This window comes from Paenibacillus gallinarum (assembly GCF_014836635.1).
GTDB classification, from domain to species: domain Bacteria; phylum Bacillota; class Bacilli; order Paenibacillales; family Paenibacillaceae; genus Paenibacillus; species Paenibacillus gallinarum.
Genome location: NZ_JACSQL010000027.1, coordinates 1 through 20,104 on the forward strand (window position 1 = coordinate 1; position 20,104 = coordinate 20,104).

General features: G+C 38.5%; 21 protein-coding genes, 4 tRNA genes, 1 rRNA gene and 1 pseudogene. 6 read left to right on the forward strand and 21 right to left on the reverse strand.

Translation table 11 applies throughout. The features are described 5' to 3' along the window. The 5 genes from H9647_RS24995 to rrf all read right to left on the reverse strand — a co-directional run bounded on the left by H9647_RS24995 (position 1) and on the right by rrf (position 478). A tRNA-Val gene (locus tag H9647_RS24995) sits at positions 1-76 on the reverse strand. Between the two features lie 7 nt (positions 77-83). Further along, positions 84-155 (reverse strand) — tRNA-Glu (locus H9647_RS25000). Positions 156-157: 2 nt separating this feature from the next. After that, a tRNA-Asn gene (locus H9647_RS25005) sits at positions 158-233 on the reverse strand. 4 nt (positions 234-237) lie between these two features. Next, positions 238-313, reverse strand: a tRNA-Ala gene (locus tag H9647_RS25010). A gap of 48 nt (positions 314-361) precedes the next feature. Continuing rightward, positions 362-478, reverse strand: a 5S ribosomal RNA gene (rrf, locus tag H9647_RS25015). Between the two features lie 575 nt (positions 479-1,053). On the opposite strand from rrf, the gene H9647_RS25020 reads away from it, so the two are divergent. Continuing rightward, positions 1,054-1,680 carry a copper amine oxidase N-terminal domain-containing protein gene (locus tag H9647_RS25020; RefSeq protein WP_191805090.1) on the forward strand — a complete coding sequence of 209 codons (627 nt, stop codon included), beginning with the start codon at positions 1,054-1,056 and terminating at the stop codon, positions 1,678-1,680. Between the two features lie 534 nt (positions 1,681-2,214). Here the strand turns inward: H9647_RS25020 and H9647_RS25025 are convergent. The 7 genes from H9647_RS25025 to H9647_RS25055 all read right to left on the reverse strand — a co-directional run bounded on the left by H9647_RS25025 (position 2,215) and on the right by H9647_RS25055 (position 9,737). Beyond that, positions 2,215-3,483: a cytosine deaminase gene (locus H9647_RS25025; RefSeq protein ID WP_191805093.1), complete on the reverse strand. Its 1,269-nt coding sequence runs from the start codon at positions 3,481-3,483 to the stop codon at positions 2,215-2,217. Then, entirely contained in the window at positions 3,452-4,729 is a 1,278-nt protein-coding gene (codB, locus tag H9647_RS25030) for a cytosine permease (RefSeq protein ID WP_191805095.1), read from the reverse strand. The genes H9647_RS25025 and codB overlap by 32 nt, the downstream gene beginning before the upstream one ends. A 548-nt stretch (positions 4,730-5,277) precedes the next feature. Beyond that, positions 5,278-6,249 (reverse strand): 3-oxoacyl-[acyl-carrier-protein] synthase III C-terminal domain-containing protein, encoded by a 972-nt coding sequence (locus tag H9647_RS25035; protein ID WP_191805097.1) that lies wholly within the window; start codon positions 6,247-6,249, stop codon positions 5,278-5,280. A 14-nt stretch (positions 6,250-6,263) separates the two neighbouring features. Next, positions 6,264-6,623, reverse strand: coding sequence for a hypothetical protein (locus tag H9647_RS25040; protein WP_191805099.1), 360 nt, complete (start codon positions 6,621-6,623; stop codon positions 6,264-6,266). A 195-nt stretch (positions 6,624-6,818) separates the two neighbouring features. Beyond that, entirely contained in the window at positions 6,819-8,042 is a 1,224-nt protein-coding gene (locus H9647_RS25045; protein WP_191805101.1) for an RNA polymerase sigma factor, read from the reverse strand. A 255-nt stretch (positions 8,043-8,297) separates the two neighbouring features. Beyond that, complete coding sequence (locus tag H9647_RS25050; protein ID WP_191805103.1) at positions 8,298-8,840, reverse strand: cysteine hydrolase family protein; 543 nt, start codon at positions 8,838-8,840, stop codon at positions 8,298-8,300. A 21-nt stretch (positions 8,841-8,861) separates the two neighbouring features. Then, a complete protein-coding gene (locus tag H9647_RS25055) occupies positions 8,862-9,737 on the reverse strand; it encodes an SIR2 family NAD-dependent protein deacylase (RefSeq protein WP_191805105.1) in 876 nt (291 codons plus the stop codon). A 152-nt stretch (positions 9,738-9,889) separates the two neighbouring features. Here H9647_RS25055 and H9647_RS25920 point away from each other — a divergent pair. Continuing rightward, positions 9,890-10,009: pseudogene (locus H9647_RS25920) on the forward strand (Lrp/AsnC ligand binding domain-containing protein); the annotation flags it as partial. Between the two features lie 85 nt (positions 10,010-10,094). Here the strand turns inward: H9647_RS25920 and H9647_RS25060 are convergent. From H9647_RS25060 to H9647_RS25080, 5 genes are all read right to left on the reverse strand, one after another. After that, a complete protein-coding gene (locus H9647_RS25060) occupies positions 10,095-10,742 on the reverse strand; it encodes an MBL fold metallo-hydrolase (protein WP_191805107.1) in 648 nt (215 codons plus the stop codon). Beyond that, on the reverse strand, positions 10,729-11,412 hold the full coding sequence (locus H9647_RS25065; protein ID WP_191805109.1) for a DsbA family oxidoreductase: 684 nt from the start codon (positions 11,410-11,412) through the stop codon (positions 10,729-10,731). Before H9647_RS25065 ends, H9647_RS25060 begins: the two co-directional genes overlap by 14 nt. Positions 11,413-11,455: 43 nt before the next feature. After that, on the reverse strand, positions 11,456-11,779 hold the full coding sequence (locus H9647_RS25070; protein WP_191805111.1) for an ArsR/SmtB family transcription factor: 324 nt from the start codon (positions 11,777-11,779) through the stop codon (positions 11,456-11,458). A gap of 507 nt (positions 11,780-12,286) precedes the next feature. Further along, positions 12,287-13,132 (reverse strand): aldo/keto reductase, encoded by an 846-nt coding sequence (locus tag H9647_RS25075; protein ID WP_191805113.1) that lies wholly within the window; start codon positions 13,130-13,132, stop codon positions 12,287-12,289. A gap of 37 nt (positions 13,133-13,169) precedes the next feature. Continuing rightward, positions 13,170-13,724 carry a hypothetical protein gene (locus H9647_RS25080; protein WP_191805115.1) on the reverse strand — a complete coding sequence of 185 codons (555 nt, stop codon included), beginning with the start codon at positions 13,722-13,724 and terminating at the stop codon, positions 13,170-13,172. 134 nt (positions 13,725-13,858) lie between these two features. On the opposite strand from H9647_RS25080, the gene H9647_RS25085 reads away from it, so the two are divergent. Both H9647_RS25085 and H9647_RS25090 read left to right on the forward strand, forming a co-directional pair. Further along, a complete protein-coding gene (locus H9647_RS25085; RefSeq protein WP_191805117.1) occupies positions 13,859-14,239 on the forward strand; it encodes a hypothetical protein in 381 nt (126 codons plus the stop codon). Positions 14,240-14,301: 62 nt separating this feature from the next. Then, positions 14,302-14,595: a hypothetical protein gene (locus tag H9647_RS25090; RefSeq protein WP_191805119.1), complete on the forward strand. Its 294-nt coding sequence runs from the start codon at positions 14,302-14,304 to the stop codon at positions 14,593-14,595. Positions 14,596-14,711: 116 nt separating this feature from the next. Here the strand turns inward: H9647_RS25090 and H9647_RS25095 are convergent, their stop codons facing one another. The 4 genes from H9647_RS25095 to H9647_RS25110 all read right to left on the reverse strand — a co-directional run bounded on the left by H9647_RS25095 (position 14,712) and on the right by H9647_RS25110 (position 17,414). Beyond that, complete coding sequence (locus H9647_RS25095) at positions 14,712-15,068, reverse strand: DUF3221 domain-containing protein (RefSeq protein WP_191805121.1); 357 nt, start codon at positions 15,066-15,068, stop codon at positions 14,712-14,714. Positions 15,069-15,259: 191 nt separating this feature from the next. Beyond that, entirely contained in the window at positions 15,260-15,790 is a 531-nt protein-coding gene (locus H9647_RS25100; RefSeq protein ID WP_225229574.1) for an NUDIX hydrolase, read from the reverse strand. Positions 15,791-15,844: 54 nt separating this feature from the next. Continuing rightward, complete coding sequence (locus H9647_RS25105; protein ID WP_191805135.1) at positions 15,845-16,456, reverse strand: histidine phosphatase family protein; 612 nt, start codon at positions 16,454-16,456, stop codon at positions 15,845-15,847. A gap of 292 nt (positions 16,457-16,748) precedes the next feature. Further along, positions 16,749-17,414, reverse strand: a complete 666-nt coding sequence (locus H9647_RS25110; RefSeq protein WP_191805137.1) for a winged helix DNA-binding protein — start codon at positions 17,412-17,414, stop codon at positions 16,749-16,751. Positions 17,415-17,560: 146 nt separating this feature from the next. On the opposite strand from H9647_RS25110, the gene H9647_RS25115 reads away from it, so the two are divergent. After that, positions 17,561-18,190 (forward strand): NAD(P)H-dependent oxidoreductase, encoded by a 630-nt coding sequence (locus tag H9647_RS25115; RefSeq protein WP_191805139.1) that lies wholly within the window; start codon positions 17,561-17,563, stop codon positions 18,188-18,190. Between the two features lie 110 nt (positions 18,191-18,300). Continuing rightward, positions 18,301-19,839, forward strand: coding sequence for an FAD-dependent monooxygenase (locus tag H9647_RS25120; RefSeq protein WP_191805141.1), 1,539 nt, complete (start codon positions 18,301-18,303; stop codon positions 19,837-19,839). The last annotated feature ends 265 nt before the right edge of the window (positions 19,840-20,104 follow it).

Genomic DNA, 20,104 nt, shown 5'->3' on the forward strand with positions numbered 1-20,104 from the left:
TGGTGGAGATTGAGGGGATCGAACCCCCGACCCTCTGCTTGTAAGGCAGATGCTCTCCCAGCTGAGCTAAATCTCCATAAAAGTGACCCGTAGGGGATTCGAACCCCTGTTACCTCCGTGAAAGGGAGGTGTCTTAACCCCTTGACCAACGGGCCGCTGGCTCCCCGAACAGGACTCGAACCTGTGACAACTCGATTAACAGTCGAGTGCTCTACCAACTGAGCTATCAGGGAATATTGGTGGAGCCAAGCGGGATCGAACCGCTGACCTCCTGCTTGCAAGGCAGGCGCTCTCCCAGCTGAGCTATGGCCCCTCATCGTTAAATAAATGATTCAACAAAATATAACCTAAAAGGTTATTCGCTTGGCGGCGTCCTACTCTCCCAGGACCCTGCGGTCCAAGTACCATCGGCGCTGGAGGGCTTAACGGTCGTGTTCGGGATGGGTACGTGTGGAACCCCTCCGCTATCGCCACCAAACATGATTTTTGCGCTGTAATATCTTCATTGAATACTCACCAGCAAAATATCAGTCCTTAGAAAGGACATACAGCTTAAAATCTTCGGAAAATCCATTTGCTCTTCGCGTTTGCTTGGGTTCAACACCGAAGTGTGAATCAAGAAACAGACGTTTAGTTTTCGGAGTTTTCCGACCGGATTTATAATTTATCATATTTCAACAACATATTCAACTGGTAATAAAAACCATCAATCACAATGAATTAAATATCTTAATTACTGCGTCAGACACACATTGTAATTGTCTCTTTCTTAAGAGGACATAAATAATATATCATATTGAACAGCGTTTTTCTAAGAGTAAATTCACCCTTTTATTTAGGGAAAATGTGGTGTCGCACACATCAAATCATCGCCATCCTAATTGATAATCTTTCATTTTTCATCTCTCCCAAAATTGTGTCATAACGTAATATCAAAATCAAAGGATATTTATAAAATGATAAGATTTGTCGCATGGTGAAACCAAATAATGTAACTTCAATCAAATTTATAACGTCTTTCATTATATACATTTACAAATGGAGGCGATAAAAATGAAGAAGAAACTATTCATCTCACTTTTTGTGGTTGTTTTTTCTCTTAGCATAGTGGTTGGTTTAGCTTTTGCTAAGGGGAACATTAAGATCGTGGTTAACGGTCAACAAGTTACTTCAGATGTAGCTCCTCAGATCGTCAATAACCGAGTAATGGTGCCTATAAGTGTGGTATCAAAGGCGTTAGATGCGAATGTAGATTGGAACCAAAAGAATCAAACGGTTACGATCAATGACAAAGCGATACCTTCTCAAGAAGATATATGGAAACAGGATCTTGATTTCATTGGTAGTGGTTGGGCAAGTCTTAGAAACATTATTGGAACATTTATGATTGGTTTCGATGAAAGAGATGATGCGTTGATTAAATCAGTAACAATGGAAGGTTATGATAAGTTACCTATAGGTGGAATGTACCCAGCGATTATCGACTATAAAATTGTTGATGCACAAGAATTAACTCATTCCTTAAAAGTTAGAGTGAAAGTTATTCTATATGAAGATATTTTAAAAGGAGAAATATGGGATTTTGTAATAACGAATCGGAAAATTGAAACTATGAAAAAAGTAGACTTTTTCAACGTCGATGAATATACGGTTTTTCCAGGTCTTTCGTATTCAAAATAACAAGGAGTTTTTCTATTTACTAAATTATCGACTATGTAATTTTCTCTTAATTGTAAGAAAGGTTGTGGAATGTTGAACAGGAAATTTCTATTGAGTTTTTTATTAAGTTTTATTTATGTAATCGTTTTTTATTTTGGTGCATATGGCTTGATGTTAATTGGTATCATAGATGATGGTTTTTTTATATTAAATCATGTATTTGTTGGTTTTTATCAATGGCTTTACTTGGTGCCACTTATCATTTATCAAAAAAAGAGAAACAGAGTATTTACAGGTTACCTTATAGGTGGAATATGTGTAACTTGTTTAAACATCGCTTTGATTCTATGGATATTATTAGACCCCTCGAAATTTTTCTAAATCAGCCGTTTTAACCAACAACTTACCAGATAACATAAATTTGAATATATCAAAACCCCCCCTCTTGTATGCAGGAAGAGTTCGCGGTATGCGGTCTCTTTTTACCCTGCCTACAAAGTGGGGGTTTTGAGTTAATGTGCAAGCTATGCTTGATGCATCGCATGCTTCCTTTAATTATTTATTGAAAGTGACTTTCTCCGAACCGTTCTCGAGAATGATTGATGTGTTCCGAGGTTTTGTTTCCGCGATTTTGCGGCCGCCTCTGAATGAATACAGCACTGCAGCCTGTTTACGGATAGCCTCATATTCATTCTCTGCTTCAAGAACGATGAAGTTCGCAGGTTTACCTTCTTCAATACCGTACATATCCTCGATATGTAGCGTTCTTGCGCTATTTTTCGTAATAAGATCAATTGAATTCACGATTTGATCGTAACCGAGCAACTGCGAAGCATGGATACCCATGTGCAGTACCTGAAGCATGTTACCGGTACCGAGCGGATACCATGGATCAAAGATATCATCATGACCGAAGCACACATTAAGACCAGCTTCCTGCAGCTCTTTGACACGAGTTAGTCCTCTTCTTTTCGGATACGTGTCGAAGCGTCCTTGCAAGTGGATGTTGACCAGTGGATTGGATACGAAATTCAGGTCCGCCATCTTAAGTAGTCTAAACAATTTGTAAGTGTAAGCATCATTGTATGACCCCATCGCCGTCGTGTGGCTTGCTGTTGTGCGAGAACCTAGGCCACGTTCGTAAGCTTCTTTGGCTACGACTTCCAAGAAACGGGATTGTTCGTCATCAATTTCATCGCAGTGAATGTCGATAAGACGGTCATATTTTTCAGCGAGGTCAAACGCAACCTTCATTGAATCCACGCCATATTCTCTCGTAAATTCGAAGTGCGGGATACCGCCGACCACGTCAACGCCCATTTTCAGCGCCTCTTCCATTAGTTCTACGCCGTTCGGGTAGGAGTGAATGCCTTCCTGTGGGAAAGCAACAAGCTGGATGTCAACATATGGTGCCATTTCTTCTTTCACTTCGAGCATCGCTTTAACTGCAGTCAGGCTTGGATCAGTCACGTCTACATGCGTCCGTACATGCTGAATGCCTTGTGCGATCTGCCATTTCAGTGCTGTTTTAGAACGTGTTTTAACGTCCTCATGTGTCAGAAATGCCTTACGTTCGGACCAACGCTGGATACCTTCGAACAATGTTCCGCTCAAATTCCATTCTGGCTCACCTGCAGTTAACGTTGTATCCAGATGAATATGAGGTTCAATGAATGGCGGCAGCACAAGCGCGCCGCTCACATCAATTACTTCCTCATTCGTTGTTGCTTCCAAAGATTGCGTGATTTTTTCAAACTTCCCGTCTTTTACGACGATATTCCATAGACCTTCTTTACCCCGCAATTTTGCGTTCTGTATAATCATTTAAATTCCCCATTTCTTTGGATTCTTTCGCAGGAACGATCAGCATTAACACAATGTAAGCTGCTGCCGTACCGATTAGTGCGTTTAGTGGTGTAATTCCTGGGGCCAGCTGAGCAAAGGCTACGCCGATAGCCCAAGCAACCATCGCTACCCAGTTTACATTTTTAAATGTCATTTCCGCAAATGGCTTATAATTTCTACGCTTCACAACGAAGTAGTCTGCGATGATGATGGCCCCGATGGACGGAATCGCTGCACCGAGCACATTCAGAAAACCGACAAAGTTGTTATACATCCACATGGCAAATACGGTACCCACGATGCCGTTAACAATAACGAAGAACTTTTTCGAAATCTTAGTGATATTTGCAAAGCCTAGCCCGGAAGCGTAAAGAGCGTTATCGTTCGTCGTCCAGATATTTAGTCCCAGAACGATGATCGCAGGAACAATCAACCCTTGCAGGAACATAACCTCTGAGATATCTGCCAGGTTATAAGCCATTGCGCCGACTGCTCCGAACAGGAACATAAGCGAGTTACCTAAGAAGAACGAAATAACCGTAGCAGTAACTGCCTGTTTAGATGTTTGAGAAAAACGTGCAAAATCTGGCGTCAACGTACCGCCGCTAATGAATGATCCAATACAAATCGTTAATGCCGCTGCCACGGTAATCGACTCTGTTGGCATGTAATCTAACAAGCCTTGAAAACCGCCCAACGTGTTTACTCCTTCAAATACGGAGTAACCGCCAAGAATGGCAATAGCGGGAACCGCAATATACCCAAGAATAACAAGTGACTTGATACCGAAAATGGCTGTTGCTGTCATTGCTAAACCAAATATGAAAATCAACAGATACACGTTCCAATCCATCGCTTTAGCGACGGGAACAGCGAACATAGCCACGCCAACACCGAACCAACCTACCTGCGTAAAGCCAAGCAAGAACGAAGGCAGGTATGACCCTTTCCCACCAAACGAATATTTGGCCAATAAGTGCGTGGAAAGACCCGTTTTAGCAGCAATATGTGCCAACGCCCCGGTATAAATGCCTAGAATCAAGTTACCCCCAAGCACAATTCCCATGAACTGCATGAACGTCAAACTGACTCCGAGCGTTCCCCCTGCCAGCATGCTAGCTGAGAAGAAAGTGAACGCCAACATCACTGAAAACGTCTTTCTAAAATTGTTTCTGTGCGTTTTCGGCACCTCTTGCCATGAAAACTCTTGATCGTGTTTACTCATCAGAATACCTCCAGCTTAAAGTCTCCTGATACCAAAAAGCAGAAAAAAGAGGCTACTCGTCAAGTTTCAAACTGACAAGTAGCCTCTTTTTCACATCATAATCCGCGCGAAAATGCAGAGCATCTCCTGACGGACTATGCCCTAATTCTCGCGTGATTATAAAATCCGCTGCCCTTGTCAGCCTCTCTGGACTGAATTAAAGGTACCAGTATTCAATTACATTCTATTATTTTAGAAAACTATTCAATTGTCAATGGGATTATTATCCATTAGTTAATAAGAAGTTATTTACTCTAAGAAGAAGGAGTGAAAAAGAGAATTAACTCGTTATTAGATGAAATAAAGTTATTAACTATTGAACGTCTCAGTAAAAAGATTACTAATGGTGAGTTATGAAATTGATTCAATGATTTTTCACATGAAACTTGTTACGGGAGTACAACAAAGAGGCTCACACTGATTCGGAGAGCCTCTTTGTTGTGCTATATTAATTTGCTCGTTAACGTAAGAAAACGATTTTTACATAACACAACCTGCTGCACTTTGTTTTATAATCTGGCCAATAACCCACAGGAAGTAAACCCTGCACCAACCGACCACATGATGTGGTGATCACCTTGCTTTAGCTTACCCTCTTCAATTGCATGATAAAGAGCAAGGAATGGACTTGTTGTTCCCGTATAAGCATATTTGTTACCTACATAGGTGAACTTTGATGAGTCCTCTTCTAATGCTTCTACTAAGTAATCAATCTTTGTCGAAAGTACCTGAGAGATTGAATAATGGGTAATGCCTTCTTTGGTAAGACCATGATCTTTTAAAAGATCATTTATTACAGCGGGTGCCTTAGCAAACATGCTATCCACTTTATAGGAATCAGACACCTTTGTTTGAATTATTTTTGAATTCTTAAATCCATGCTCAGGTAATACTAAATCTTCTGGTCTTTCAGAATGAGTAATATAAGAAGAGTCAATTAAACCATAACCATCTTCTTCTACTCTTTCTAAAATAATAGCACATGCAGCATCACCACTTAGACCTATATGTACCAAGTTTTCAGGCTTATAGAAGTTGCCTACTTGCTCAGATCCAACGATAAGGGCGTATTTCATTTTTGGATTATGTAACATTGCTCTACTTACTTGATCATATGACACAACCATACCTGCACAATTCGCGTTCTGATCATAGATAGCACAACGATCTTTACCACCAATTGCTTTATGAACAAAAGCTGCATCGGTAGGTATATTGTACTCGTGAGTACCAGACGATATGGTTATCAGATCTAACTGCTCACCACTCATATTTGCAGCTTGCAATACTTTTTTAGCCGCTTCAATTGCCATCGTTACCGTGGTTTCTTGCTCATCTGCTAGATATCTTTTATCTCTTCCTAAATGAGACCACATACCAATAAGTTTTTCTCGATCAGGTGAAGAAGAAGCCACTTCTTCATTCGTATATGAGTTCTCTGGATGATATACTGCAATCTGTTTTAATCTAACACTGGGCAATCAAAACACACTCCTTATATTCCTAGAATTGCTTTAGCTTCTTCTGTTGTTTTTACAAACTGACCTGTAAACCCTTCTACTTTTTTAGCCGTATTATGAAGCTGAATGTTAACAATTGTTTTCTTAGCTTCTACCATAATGCATCTTCCAAATTTAGAGTAGATCTCATAACACTCTACTAAAACCGGTAGAATCTCTTGTTTAAATACAGCTAAATTTGTAGAATCAATAACGATCGTTTGATTTGCAATGTGGGGACCTAAAGTAGCTTTCAAATCAGCAACCTTTTGATTTGTTATCTCTAGGCTAGCGAACCCTTCAAGATCTACCCAAACAATATTACCTTCATTATAAAGCTTTGTAGTTGCTTCCATTTTTAACATCTCCTTGTAATCAATATTTGGTCATACAGAGAGGTTATCGGCATTTTTTAGTTTAAAGTGAAGATATTGTATTTAAAATCATGAATTATGTATTTTACATACTTATTAATGGATGAGAATGGGGATTTTCTTTATTTTACACAGCAAAAAAGCCTGGCTCATAACCAGACTCAAGGTTACTAAAAATTATTGTTTGATATATTCTACCCACTGCATATACAGTTCCGGCTTGGTACACTTAAAAATCCCTTCAAAATCATGAGGATTTCGGATCACTTTGTTTAAAGCATCTATTCCGTACCGATCCATCACAAATTCCACCATCATATAAGAAAATTGAAATCCTTTCATCGTTTCAAAGTCCCAGGTATCGTTATCTAAATCATCAAAAGAAGGGATCGCCAAATTGCGAATGGCATCTTCCGTTGAACTTTTTAAATAGTCTTTGGTCATCTGCTTGGCCTCGTATCCGCCTATTCCCTGTCTGATCCATTTGGGAGCAGAAGGATTAATATCTTCGATTAGCCACATGGTAAATAAATGGACAACCCCTTTTAAAATAGACTCATAGGTATGATCAGGTCCAGGGTTTAGGGGAGAAACTATTTTCAGAATATGACCTTCATACGTTCCCATAAACCAATCGGGTGCACCTGGTTCTCCGACTGCATGATGGAATGCTTGCAGGTCAGGATAGATTTCAATAACGATTTTTTGAGAAGGTTGGTGATTGTACTTGCTTGTCACTCGTTCAACATTTATCTTTAATTCATCGAATAAGTCTTGATGTACCTTATTTAGACGTTCGTGTGTACCTTGACTGTCACCCTTATTAACAATGGAAATCATATCTTGAATAGACATGATGGCAATGTCCCCCCATTCTTTCAATTCTTTTCTTAATTTTTCCAAAGCTCGGTATAATCTGTTCTTCACTGCACTCTCTCGTAGTCCAACGATTTTAGATATTTCAGACAAGGTGCAATCTACAAAAAAACGTAGTGCAATAATTTCTTGGTCAATCTCACTCAGTTTTCTTAACGCAGAACTAATATCAATTCGAATATCCACATGTTTCGTAAATTCAAGAGAGATGGACTGCGATTCATAATCTGTAAAATCAAATGGTGATTCTTTTTGCCGTGATAACCTGCGATATTCGTTCTTCACTGTATTCTGAGCAATCTTAAATATCCAAGTGAACAAATTAGAGTTGCCTTTAAAGCGGTGAAAGTTCTCGACAGCTTTTAAAAACACCTGTTGTGTCAAGTCATCTGCAGCCATCGGATTCACTTTCAGTGAGAAATATTTGCGTATTCTCTCACGATACTGCTCGTACGTGTGATCGAAACTTGTAATGCGATCCTGTTCATCCGGATAAACAGGTGTGTTGTCATGAGCTCCTGACATGGTGAGAACCTCCTCTTGATTTACATTTAATTAGACACCGGCGGGAGCCAAAAAGCCACGTATAAACAAAAAATATATAAGAATCGTTTTTTATTGTTCATCCATAGTTTGAAATAACTTGATTACATTAACTTAACCTTAGCATAAAAAAACAGCCGGTCGTTTGATCGGCTGCTTACTTGTTCTTAGTAAACTAACGTTCTCCATTAGCTTTACTGTTTTCATCAGATTGAATCATTCCAATTGGTTTCGTATCTATTCAATAATCTCCGTATGAAAGCAACGTTTCATGTGGTCGACCATTGTTTCTCCAAGATCCGTAAATGTTGCTACTCCTCGTTTATGAATGCATGTTTTGAATCCTTCTGCGTCGGCTCCTGCAACTGTTAAAAAGTCGCAAATATCCGTCGTCACCCCTACAATATGGACCTTTTCTATTCCCAAGCCTCGTAGAGTTTCAGCTAAATCCGTTTTAAAAAATGCATTATAGTTTGTTTTAGGTGTATAAAGCACGTTTTCATGATGTTGATTCTTTTGAAACCAATCATATAAATCTCCATACAATTGTTGCCCTTCTGTACCTTCAATGTTGTGTGGGGGCCATAACTTAAAATGCGGATCATTTTGCTGGTGTGAATCCATAGAAACGACAACCACATTCCCCTCTGCTAAAAAACTTGCTGCCAAGTCCCTAATATAAGGCACTATTTTTTGTGCTGGCTTACCCACCGTTAATGTTCCATTATCAGCTACAAAATCATTACTCATATCAACAATTAGTAAAGCTTCTACTGCCATTTTAAATCAACTCCAACTTTTTTATTTAGAAACTGTCATCATTCTTTTCTTTCTCATCACAGCATCTTGTAATACCATCGCAATATCCTCTTTAATGGCAAGTCCTTTTTCCTTTATCTCTTGAGGAACGATCGCATCTTTTGGATTTATTGTAATGTAGTAGGCATTCGGAAAATTGTAAGTCATATTCCAAAACGGCTCTTTAATAAACATCGGGGTCATGGTTCCAACGCCTAATTCCAGAAAAAGGATCTTTCTATCTTTGTTTTTGATAAGATATTGATTGTATTTTATTAATTCTTTTCTGTAGGAATTTCCTTCCAGAAACACATAAGAGCGCACCCATGGTTCCATTTCTTTTCCGCACGTCGGACATGTTGGAATTAACTCTGTTGGAATTCTGGTCCCCTCTATGTTTGCAAACATGTTCTCAACTTGTTCTTTATTAAAATAGATATAATCATGACAACGGGAACTACATTGAAAATATCGCCAATCCCCTTGAATCGGAGAGACCTTCTCTTCAGGAAAAGCCCTAGAAAACTGTGTGTCTTGATTCGTTGTAACAATGAAATAGTCTTTGTCTTGAAGTAATTGCAATAAATCAAGATAGGTTTGACCCACTTCGGTATCATTTACAAACTTAATTAATGTAGCAATATAAGCCCAACGTTCTTCACTTGTAGAATAGCGATGATAAAATCCATAAAATATATTTTCAATACCATATTTTTCAGCGAATTTTCCAAAGTGTTTGAGGAAAGTTTCGTTAGTCTCATACCAGTTATGTCCGTTTGCCGCAGACATCCCAGCAGCGCCACCAACCACAATCGCATCCGCTTCTTTTATTTTCTGTAGTAATGTTTTTATTTGTTCTTGATATTGTTGTGATAGCATATTTTATTATTTATCCTCCGTAATCATTCTTCCACGTTTACCTTAATACAGGCATATTATATAGGTGGTATAGATCACAAAACAAGTATGCACTTTTTAGATATATACTATCAATTAAGATAGCGTTGATACGCTGAATGATGGATAAGAGTGAAGCTTGCTATCTGTTAGAGTGCAGGTTTCCAAGTAACGACGCGTTAAACCAATTTTTATTAGAGTTAAACAATTACGCTAACTACAAATTATCTATTGTGATTGATAAAACCTTGTAGGAAACACCTAAACAACAATTTTAGAATTTCAAAAAGAACAAAAGACATATTTCCTGTACCCGACAGAAAATATGTCTTTTAATTTTTATAAACCGTACCTTTTCTTCTCATCACCAACCGTTGTTTTATCCGTATGACCATTATATAAAACAACATCATCAGGCAAAGAGAGAATCATATTCAAACTTTTCATCAGGTCCTGTTCATTTCCACCTTCATATTGAGTAGATCCAATATTACCTTTAAAGATGGTATCACCAACAAACGCTACTTTATCCTGGGCATTATAATACATAACTTGATCCATAGCATGACCGGGTGTATGTGTCATCGTTACTTTAAAATCTGAATTAGCTGACAGTTCAAATACTTCACCTGACTGTACATAATTCACTTCATCAACAATGATATGTCGATTGCATAAAGCTGATAAGTTCATTCTCGCATTTTGCACATATTTATGCCCGAGTTCGTGCATGTAAACAGGAATATTCAATTCATTTCTAATTTTATCGACTGCACCTATGTGATCAAAATGTCCATGTGTTAATAGTATTTTTTCGATATGATAATCATTTGATTTTATCACACGTAATATTTTTTCGGCTTCAGCACCGGGATCAAATAAAAATCCATGTTTTGTTTCTTGATCTATATATAAAAATGCATTTGTAGAAAATACATCTTTTACTGTTATCTGATGTACGATGCTTTGATTATTAATAACATCCATCGATACCACAGCTCATTCCTGATAAATCATTGTTTTGAATATCATCTTGGATTGCTTCTTTTAGGGCCATTTTAAATGTTTCTACATTCTGAGCACCATTCAAAGTGAATTTTCCATTAATCAAAAAGAAAGGTACGGCTTGGATTCCCATTGAATATGCCTGCGATTCATCTTTACGTACATCACTTTCGAATTCATTGGAATTCAGAACTTTTTCTACTTCATTTTCATCTAGTCCATTTTTCACAGCGATTTCTTTCAGTACATTTTTATCACTTAACTCTAAATTATCTGTGAAATAGGCTTTGAATAAATCTTCTACAATTGTTTTGTTCCCTTGTTTTTCTGCATAATGTGTTAAGCGATGAGCATCCATTGTGTTTGTATATTGTGTTGTGGAATATCTAAAATCAATACCTTCTTCTCTACCCAACTGTTCAATCTGTCTAATTCTTTCAGCCGCCATGGCATTAGATAAACGATATTTTTTTGCGAAACGATCTTCTGTACTAGATACGACTTTGTAACTCGCATTAGGATCTAACTCGAAACTTCTCATTTCAATATTCACTTGATCTTTGATTCCTAGATCATTCATCGCTTTTTCCAATCTTTCTTTTGCGATATAACAGTAAGGGCAAGCATAATCTGACCATATTTCAATTTTCATGATTACTTCCTCTTTCTCTTCATTTATTAGTGCTGTCTATTTTCTATAGTTTCGTTCCTATAAAGTTTGCTAGCTCATGTATGAGTTGCTCATTACGTTTATAGTAAGTCCACTTTCCGATGCGAGTTGCTTCGACCAACCCTGCACGCTGTAAAGTTGATAAATATTGAGATGTTGTAGACTGATTCATTCCCAGCTTATCTCTGATCTGACTTACACAGACCCCTACTTCATTCATTTCCTCTATCCCTTGTCGCTGTGTATCAAAATGTGTTGTGGGATCTTTTAACCAGTATAGTATTTTCAGTCTCGCTTCATTAGATAGTGCTTTAAATAACTCAACCTGATCAAATTGGATATTTGTCATATCTTCACCTCAATATCTTTTACACGTATCATCATATCACAATATTCCGATATGTAAATATGTAAGCACATGGTTATTTGTTCCATTCTAATAATTTATCGCTACAGCCGTTTTTAACTGATATTACTTATGTCTATTACTTATGTCCAAAAAAACAAACCCGGCGATCTCTCCTCGGTTGAATACCCAGAAAAGACCGCCGGCTAACAAAATATATATCTTTTTATAGTGTCTACTTGATGGGGCTATGCTACATATTGCCGTCTTTTCTACTTGTTAAAGTATCTTTCCCAATTAGCTTACCAAGTATGAAAATCCAATAACATGAATTTAATTTGCTGAGTAATTAAGTTCTTGTTCTTAATTTTCAAAACTACATCTGGTGTAGGCACCCTATTTTTTAACATGCATTCATATACCAAAATGGACAAATGGCACTTGCGCGCCGAGGACTTTCGTACCAATATTTTTCACCCATTAAATTCTCAAGTACTAATTCAAATGGATTTATTGAGGAAAGTAGTTCTCGATCTGTTCTAGATCTTCTTTATCTAGTTCCCAATCTAGGGCTTTTAAATTATCATCTATATGCTTTTTGTTGGCTGCCTTGGGAATTGTAACTATACGTTCCTGCCTTAATATCCATTTTATTGCAACCTGGTATGCTGTTTTACCGTACTTGCTCCCTATGGCATCCAGCATCTTTCTTTCCAGTGAATCCACTTGAGGAAAACCTCTCATACCGAATTTATGTGGTGCAAAACCAAATGGTGAATATCCCATTATTGTTATGCCATTGTCTTTAGAAAACGGTAAAATATCCTTCTCTATTCTTCTATCGTGTAAATGGTAAGCTAATTGATTACATACTAACGGGATGCTGCCTAGATGGTATTGGGCCTCTTGCATTAATTGGATAGTAAAGTTACTTACCCCAATATATCTGACAATACCCTTATTAACTAGTTCGGCCATAGCTTCCATCGTCTCCGAAACTTCATAGTGTTGGCTTGGCCAGTGCTGTAAATACAAATCAATGTAGTCTGTTTTTAAGCGTTCTAAGCTTGCTTCTGCTGCTCCAAGAACACCTTTGTAAGAACAATTATTCGCTGAAACTTTAGTGACTAGGAATACCTCGCTTCTGATATCATGAATTGCTTGTCCAACAATTTTCTCAGCTCCTCCATTTCCATATTCTTCAGCAGTATCAATTAAATTAAGTCCATTTCTAATACCATAACGCAGTGCCTCTACTTCATCTTTTTCTTTCCACCTATCTTCACCATATTTCCAAGTCCCCTGGCCAATAACCGGAATATCTACTCCCGTATTACCTAGTTTACGATGCTGCATCAACACAGCCTCCTATAAAAATTGTATATAAGCAGATTCAAAATGTTTTCAAAAAGTCGTATTGGTTATAGTCAACTTTATTAACTTTAATATAATAATCCATTGAATCAGTAGACCAAATAATATGGTCCCCCATATCAATTTTATAAAATATTTTTACAGTTGGGATATATTTTTCTATTAATGTAACTTCATTTTTTCCTAAAATACTTTTACCATGATATTGATTTAACAATCCCTTAAGACGATCCTTTTCTTCCCAGCTCATTTCTATCATTTTGGTCATTTTAAAATAATAGCCGTCCACCTCTTCATCTTTACCATAACTTCTTTCAACAATCACCAAGTACGGCTCTTCATTTTCCGATCGAATTAAATATCCATATAAAAATGGAGATGATACGTTGATAAGATTCGAGTTAAAATGACCAACCTTTTCAACATGATCAGAATGAGTTAGTAAACGTATAGAATACATAGAAGGTTCGGGTGGTTTTTTAGTGAAATCATATACTAAACTTCCTCCAACAATTAGAAATAAGATTAAAAGAATGATGAATATCCCTTTAAATTCTTTCAATCTAGTACTCATTCCGCTCCCCCTCTATTTTCATTATATAAGCGACTTGAGTTGATAGAATTTTGGAAACAGGTTTTCTCTTTGTAACTTTTATTATTAGTATTGCGTCTACATATTTTAACTACTTAAAGGAAGGATGTAAGAAGTTGAAGACTAAAAAGAAGTGGTATGTACTATCGGGTAGTCTTGTTCTGGGATTAGCGCTTGGTATTTGGTATGTTTTAAGTTCTGATATTTTACTAGGATGGCCATCTCCATCTAAGCAACAGGAATATTACAGAGGTACTATTATAAAAATCGTTGAGGAAAATTCCACAATTAATGGAGATAAAGTGCTTTATTCTATCCAACTCGACACCGGAGATGTGTTAACAGTAACTAAAAATACAATGTTTTTTCACCAGTCAAGTGATGTCAAACGAACAGAATCCGATTTTGATATAATACAAGAAGGTGTTGGAGTCGAAGCATGGAGTAGACAAGTCAATAATCATATGTATGAAGCATTTGAAATAACAGTGAAATAGACGATCAATAAAAAACGAAACTTAATAACCTACATCAATGTGTTGAAATGGGGCCTGGAGTAATGTCTTCACCTACACTTAAAGCAAAGTTGATCTATTTAGGTATAATCGTAATTGTTTTTATATTTTGTTCTAACCTATTCTTTTATAAGACCACAATTTCTGCTATTGTTACTCTAAATTCTGTAAAAGACAATTCAATCAACGTTTTACTTGGAGATTCGATCACTACTGTCGATATTAAAGTTCCTGAAATCGTAAGCGGTCTTTTGATAGAGGGAAATCAATATTTCATAGGTTATGATACTTATCCTGTCTGGGGATCAAAGCTGACTAAGATTGAGCCATTACCGTAACACGCTCTGCAATTAGATCAGGGGCGGAATTTACCGTGCCTTTTCCCCGTTCAAACAACTATCCGCCCGCTAATTTAACAACGATAACATATTGTTTAGTCACCATAACCGTCTTATCAGTCCTTAATTCTTTCTATCTGACCAGCTATAATTTGCGGGGGATCGGACTGCATTACAGCATATTCACCTTTGTCATTCGTTTTTGGGGTTACATTGACTTTTTCACCTATCTCAAGCTCGTTATAGAGCTGGGTATCCTCGACAATATAATTGATTAATTCGATATTATTCTTTTTGAACTCAGTAAAGGTCTTACTTTCAGAATCCTTCTGTGTAATATGCTTCGCTACTAAGATACTTTGGTCTTCCTTCGAAATAATATAATCCGCCTTAGTGGCTTCGGGCGACGCATTGCAACCGCTAAGTATACATATGGCAAGTACTAAGGCTACTCCTAAAATTAACTCTCTCATTATTTCAACTCCTTAGCGTAAAACCCTCTACTTTGTTAGACGAAGATGGAATAGATTTGTTACGGAAACTACCCGTAAGATTAACGAAAAATAGAGCTGCTGCCAACCGGCAAACTGCTCTATGCTGTTACTGCACTACTATTCTATTTGTAAAAGATTCATAAAAAAGCGGAGATAATGCTTTTTAACAACTAAACTTGCCTTTGAAGCTTGATACTACATTCTGAGGTTGTCGTGGTGACATACTCCATGTAATTTACAGAGCCGTTAAAGTTTAAATAAGCTTCATAACGCATGCGGATGGCAGGTAAAGTAATGAAATCCAGAACATTTTCCTTTGGAACCCATCTGCAATCGCTCGTTTCATTAGAAATAGCTAACTCTCCACCGACGGCTTTGCACACGAAATCAAACATAACCTTCGTAGGAACATCAGTCACACCGTCATACCATTTATGGATCGCTGTATTAGAAACAACACTAACTACATAGCTAACCGTGGCGTCTATTCCACTTTCCTCTTTGATTTCACGAATCACGCCATCTATCAGATTTTCTCCAACTTCCGTTATCCCACCCGGATACACCCAACCATCGTCATGGGCTTTTACTAAGAGGATATTTCCATTTCCATCTTCTACAATTCCGCCAGCCGATACAATATGTGTCGGAATGCCATTTAAAGTCCTCCTAATAACGTAAGTTGTATATTTATTACACAAACTCCTGTAATCTCCTTCTTTCGCGAATTTGAACTGTTCCTTTCCAACTCACCTTTATAAATGCTCCAAAAAATTCTCAACGGTTACATTCCACTGTCCATTTGAATATTCCACTTTATGAATGCCTGTATTGGAAGCTGGGAATGATTTGTTCTTATTTGTCCATTCTAGATTTTTTAAAATATGATAGACGACATTAATCACTCCGCCATGAGTAACAATGAATACGTTCTCAAGATGATTGTTAGTTAATTGCTCCTCACATAACCTTTTAAATGTTTCTTTAATCCGCAGATAATACTCCTTAGGACTCTCACCTTCAGGGTACCTCTCTTCCATTCGTAAACTCGAGAAATATAGCCCAGGGAATCGTTCATTGACGATTTCGTTAGGCATTCCAGCAATTACACCATTATTCGTTTCTCTCCACTCGCTGTTACTTTCAACGGATAAATTCAAATTTTTTGCGATCTCATTCGCTGTATCAAGTGCCCGCTGTAAGTCACTACTCACGATACGATGTATTTGATAAGTACTCTGGTTATTCTTAAGATAAGAACCTAACTTCTCTGATTGCCGATAGCCTTCAACATTAAGTCCTCTTTGACTCCAACCTCCGCGATATCCTTCATCGTCTGCCCCATGTCTCACAAAATAAATAGTCATATGCTTCCCCCTAGGATTAACACTGTTTACTTGCTATAATGGCGATTTCAATAAAAATGGACTCATAATGATATTAACATATATTGGAATATAGTTGCCTGTTAACAACAAACAAGTACTTATAAATAGATATTTATGTAGTTGGATTCTTTAAAACAAAAAAGCCGCCATTAGCGACTATTTAAGCGATTATGTTCTTGTCCTTTGATCTTATTTGTTTACATAATGCGTGTTATGTTTTTACCCACTACGTCCTGATCATGAACGAGGTTAGGTAGCTTTGTCCTTTGCATTAATCCTCAAAAAAAGCAAGGCGAATCAATTCTTTTGCTCTACTTAATTTCTTCGAATCTAATTTTCGCAGCATCGTTAGAATCTCGTTTGTTTCCTCTAAGTCTCCCGACAATGAGTTAGAAGACATTTGCGATTTTTCCTGGTTTTTATCGTCATCCGCTTCTGCCTGAACCCATGAAGTTGCCAACGTATCCTTCATCAGCATTGCAAGAAATCGTATTTGTTCAAGATCGTATTGGCCTAGGTAGCTCCTTATATTGTTATCGATGTGAGCATGTAGCTGTTGATGCAGCTCGAAGACCTGTTGACCAGACGATGTTAAATGGAATAGTACTTCTTTTTTATTATCAGGCAGCGTTTCCGTTTTGATAAAGCCTAATTCCACCAATCGTCGTGTATTTTTGGATACGCTACCTCTTGGAATGCCAAACCGCTTGGAAATCGTGATCCCATTCACCGGCTCTAACTCGCCAATAGCATCCAAGACGTGAAGCATCTGGACGGTTGCTTCCTTCAGAAATTCAATAACGGCGGGTTCTGAAGCATTCTTTATCATCCAGTTTTTCTCTTCATCCTCTCCTTCCGCTTGGATTTTTTTTTGCATAGCAGCAATATTCCCTATTATTTCCGTTATCAATATTCTCTGCTCTATATTCTCATTCATATTAATTTTCTCCTTTTTTTCATCTTCGGTTGTTTTAAGTATACTAAGAAACTTTATTGACAACAAGGAAACAATAATTGTAATATGGTTACCTAAGAAACAATTATGTTTTTAGTTAACAAAAAAAGAAAGGAAGAGTTTCTTACATGAATTTCTTAATCGTATTCGATCATCCTTATGGAAGTAGTGCTTCCGAAAATATTCCCCATAAGAGAAGCTTTTCAGCAGCTTTATTAGCATCTGTTATAAAAGGACTACTCTCGGGCGGCCATAACGTCGACCTGATCGATCTACATAAAGATGGCTTTAATCCCGTTATGTCCGCCTCTGATCTCGCCTCATGGCGCAAGAAAGAAGTAACTGATCCTTTGATAGCTGACTACCAACAGCGACTACTGAAGGCAGATCACCTCATTTTCATTTTCCCCATTTGGTGGGAGGGAATGCCAGCTCTCATGAAGGGTTTTTTTGACAAAGTCTTTGCAAAAGGGATTGTATATTCGGAACCTAAACCAGGACGCCCATTCAAGTGCTTACTTCCTCGTTTAAAGGGTGTGACTTTATTGACTGTTATGTCTACACCAACATTCATGTATCGATGGTTTTTTGGAAATCCGATTACAAAGATCGTTTTCCGTGGAACCTTTCGAAAAATGGGGATACACTCACTGAAATGGTATAACTATTCCGGGATGGCGAAACTGACTCTCAGTCAACGTCAAAAGCATCTGTCCAAAACGGAACGAATTTTCGCAAAGCGCTGGTCTACTTCTTAGTTGGTTATATACCAAATCTAAAGCTCAGCGCTTCCTAAAAAAGTTTTATTACCGTTGTAACAAGTTAAACTCATAATCTGATTTCATATAAACACGGGAGGTATATTTCATTGAATACACAATATGATGTAGACGTACTCGTCGTTGGTGCCGGTCCAACCGGCTCTACGCTCGCTGCAGATCTGCTTCGCCGCGGACTTCGTGTTCGCTTGGTAGACAAGGCAGCACATTCGTTTCAGGGATCCAGGGCAAAGGGAATCCAGCCTCGAACCCAAGAAATCTTTGAAGACCTCGGCGTGCTTGGCGAGGCTCAAGCGGAAGGCGGTCCTTATCCTCTCGCGGGTATCCATCTTGGACCAATCCGTTTACCCTGGCGGATGCAACAACGCAATGTGCCAACACCCGACATACCTTATCCGAATATTTTGTTGCTACCGCAGTACCGTACTGACACTATTTTACACCGGTTGCTCGGCCGTTTAGGGTTGCGCATTGAGTTTGGCACTGAGCTTAAAAACTTAGAGCAGGATGATGATGGGGTTACCGCAACACTTTCAACTGGTGAAAGGGTACGCAGCAGGTATTTGGTTGGAGCTGACGGAGGATCAAGCGTCGTCCGCAAGATTGCAGGCATTCGATTCATCGGGGAAACGGATGGATCTGATCGCACACTCATCATTGACGGAAACATTGATGGTTTATCACGCAACAGATGGCATATATGGCCACGTACGCATGGCAGATCGGTTGGAGCTTGTCCACTGCCCCACACCAGCCTCTTTCAAATCATGATCCGTTTAAAAGCGGGTGAGGAGCCTCAACTAGATGAAGCTTCTCTTGCGGAACAGTTCCGAACGTATACTGGTTTAAGGCTTCATGGCATTACTTGGACATCGGTATTTCGACCAAATGTCCGTCTTGCCGAGCACTATCGGGCGGGAAGAGTCTTCCTTGCAGGTGATGCCAGTCACGTACATACTCCGGCTGGCGCACAGGGTCTCAATACAGGTGTACAAGACGCCTATAACCTTGGTTGGAAAATTGGTCAGGTCATCGCGGGGGCACCTGACAGTTTACTCGACACCTACGAGGCTGAGCGTCAACCTATTGCGGCAAAAGTTCTCGGAAAATCTAGCGAATTGTACGCCGCGATGGATCAACACCGTTTCTCTGGGCTGAAACGTGGTGATGACGAGCGTCAACTCAGTATCACCTACTCTGAGGGGCCACTTTCCACTCTCGGTTCGGGTACCAAGACGTTAAGAGTAGGCGACCGAGCACCTGACGCACCCTGCACTGGACAAAACGGAGTACAGCGTTTGTTTGAGGTCTACCAAGGACCACACTTCACTCTTCTAGCTTTCGGCTCAATAGCCACTAAGGTACTCCCTCAGCTACATTGGCCTAATGTTGGGGCAGAATTGCATCGTTTCATCATTGGAAACACAGGTGAAGATGGGCACAATTACCTCCACGATAAGGATGGAAAACTGAAAGGGATTTATGGTATCACCTGTGATACCTTGGTACTGATTCGACCTGACGGTTATATAGGAAGTATTATCACATCGAATTGGAAGACAACCTTTGAAAAAGTGGTCGAAACGATTTGCCCTTCACAGCTTGTTGGGTTGTCTTCAAAAGAATAATGCATTCATTTCAGCGATAAATATACGTTAATAGATTGGTTTAATTGATTACATTGAGAGGATAATACATGACCGCAGTTGAAAGAATTAATATAATATTAGCAGTAATAGCAGCGTTGTCTTTTTCGAGTGTTATTTCAAAATTTATTACAAAAAGGTTGAAAAAAAAGAGGAACTTTTTCAAAAGATGAACTGAACCCTATTAAGTAGACAGTTTTAAAAAAAGGATGCGCTGCTGTTTAAGCGGCAATGAGATGACTTCGGT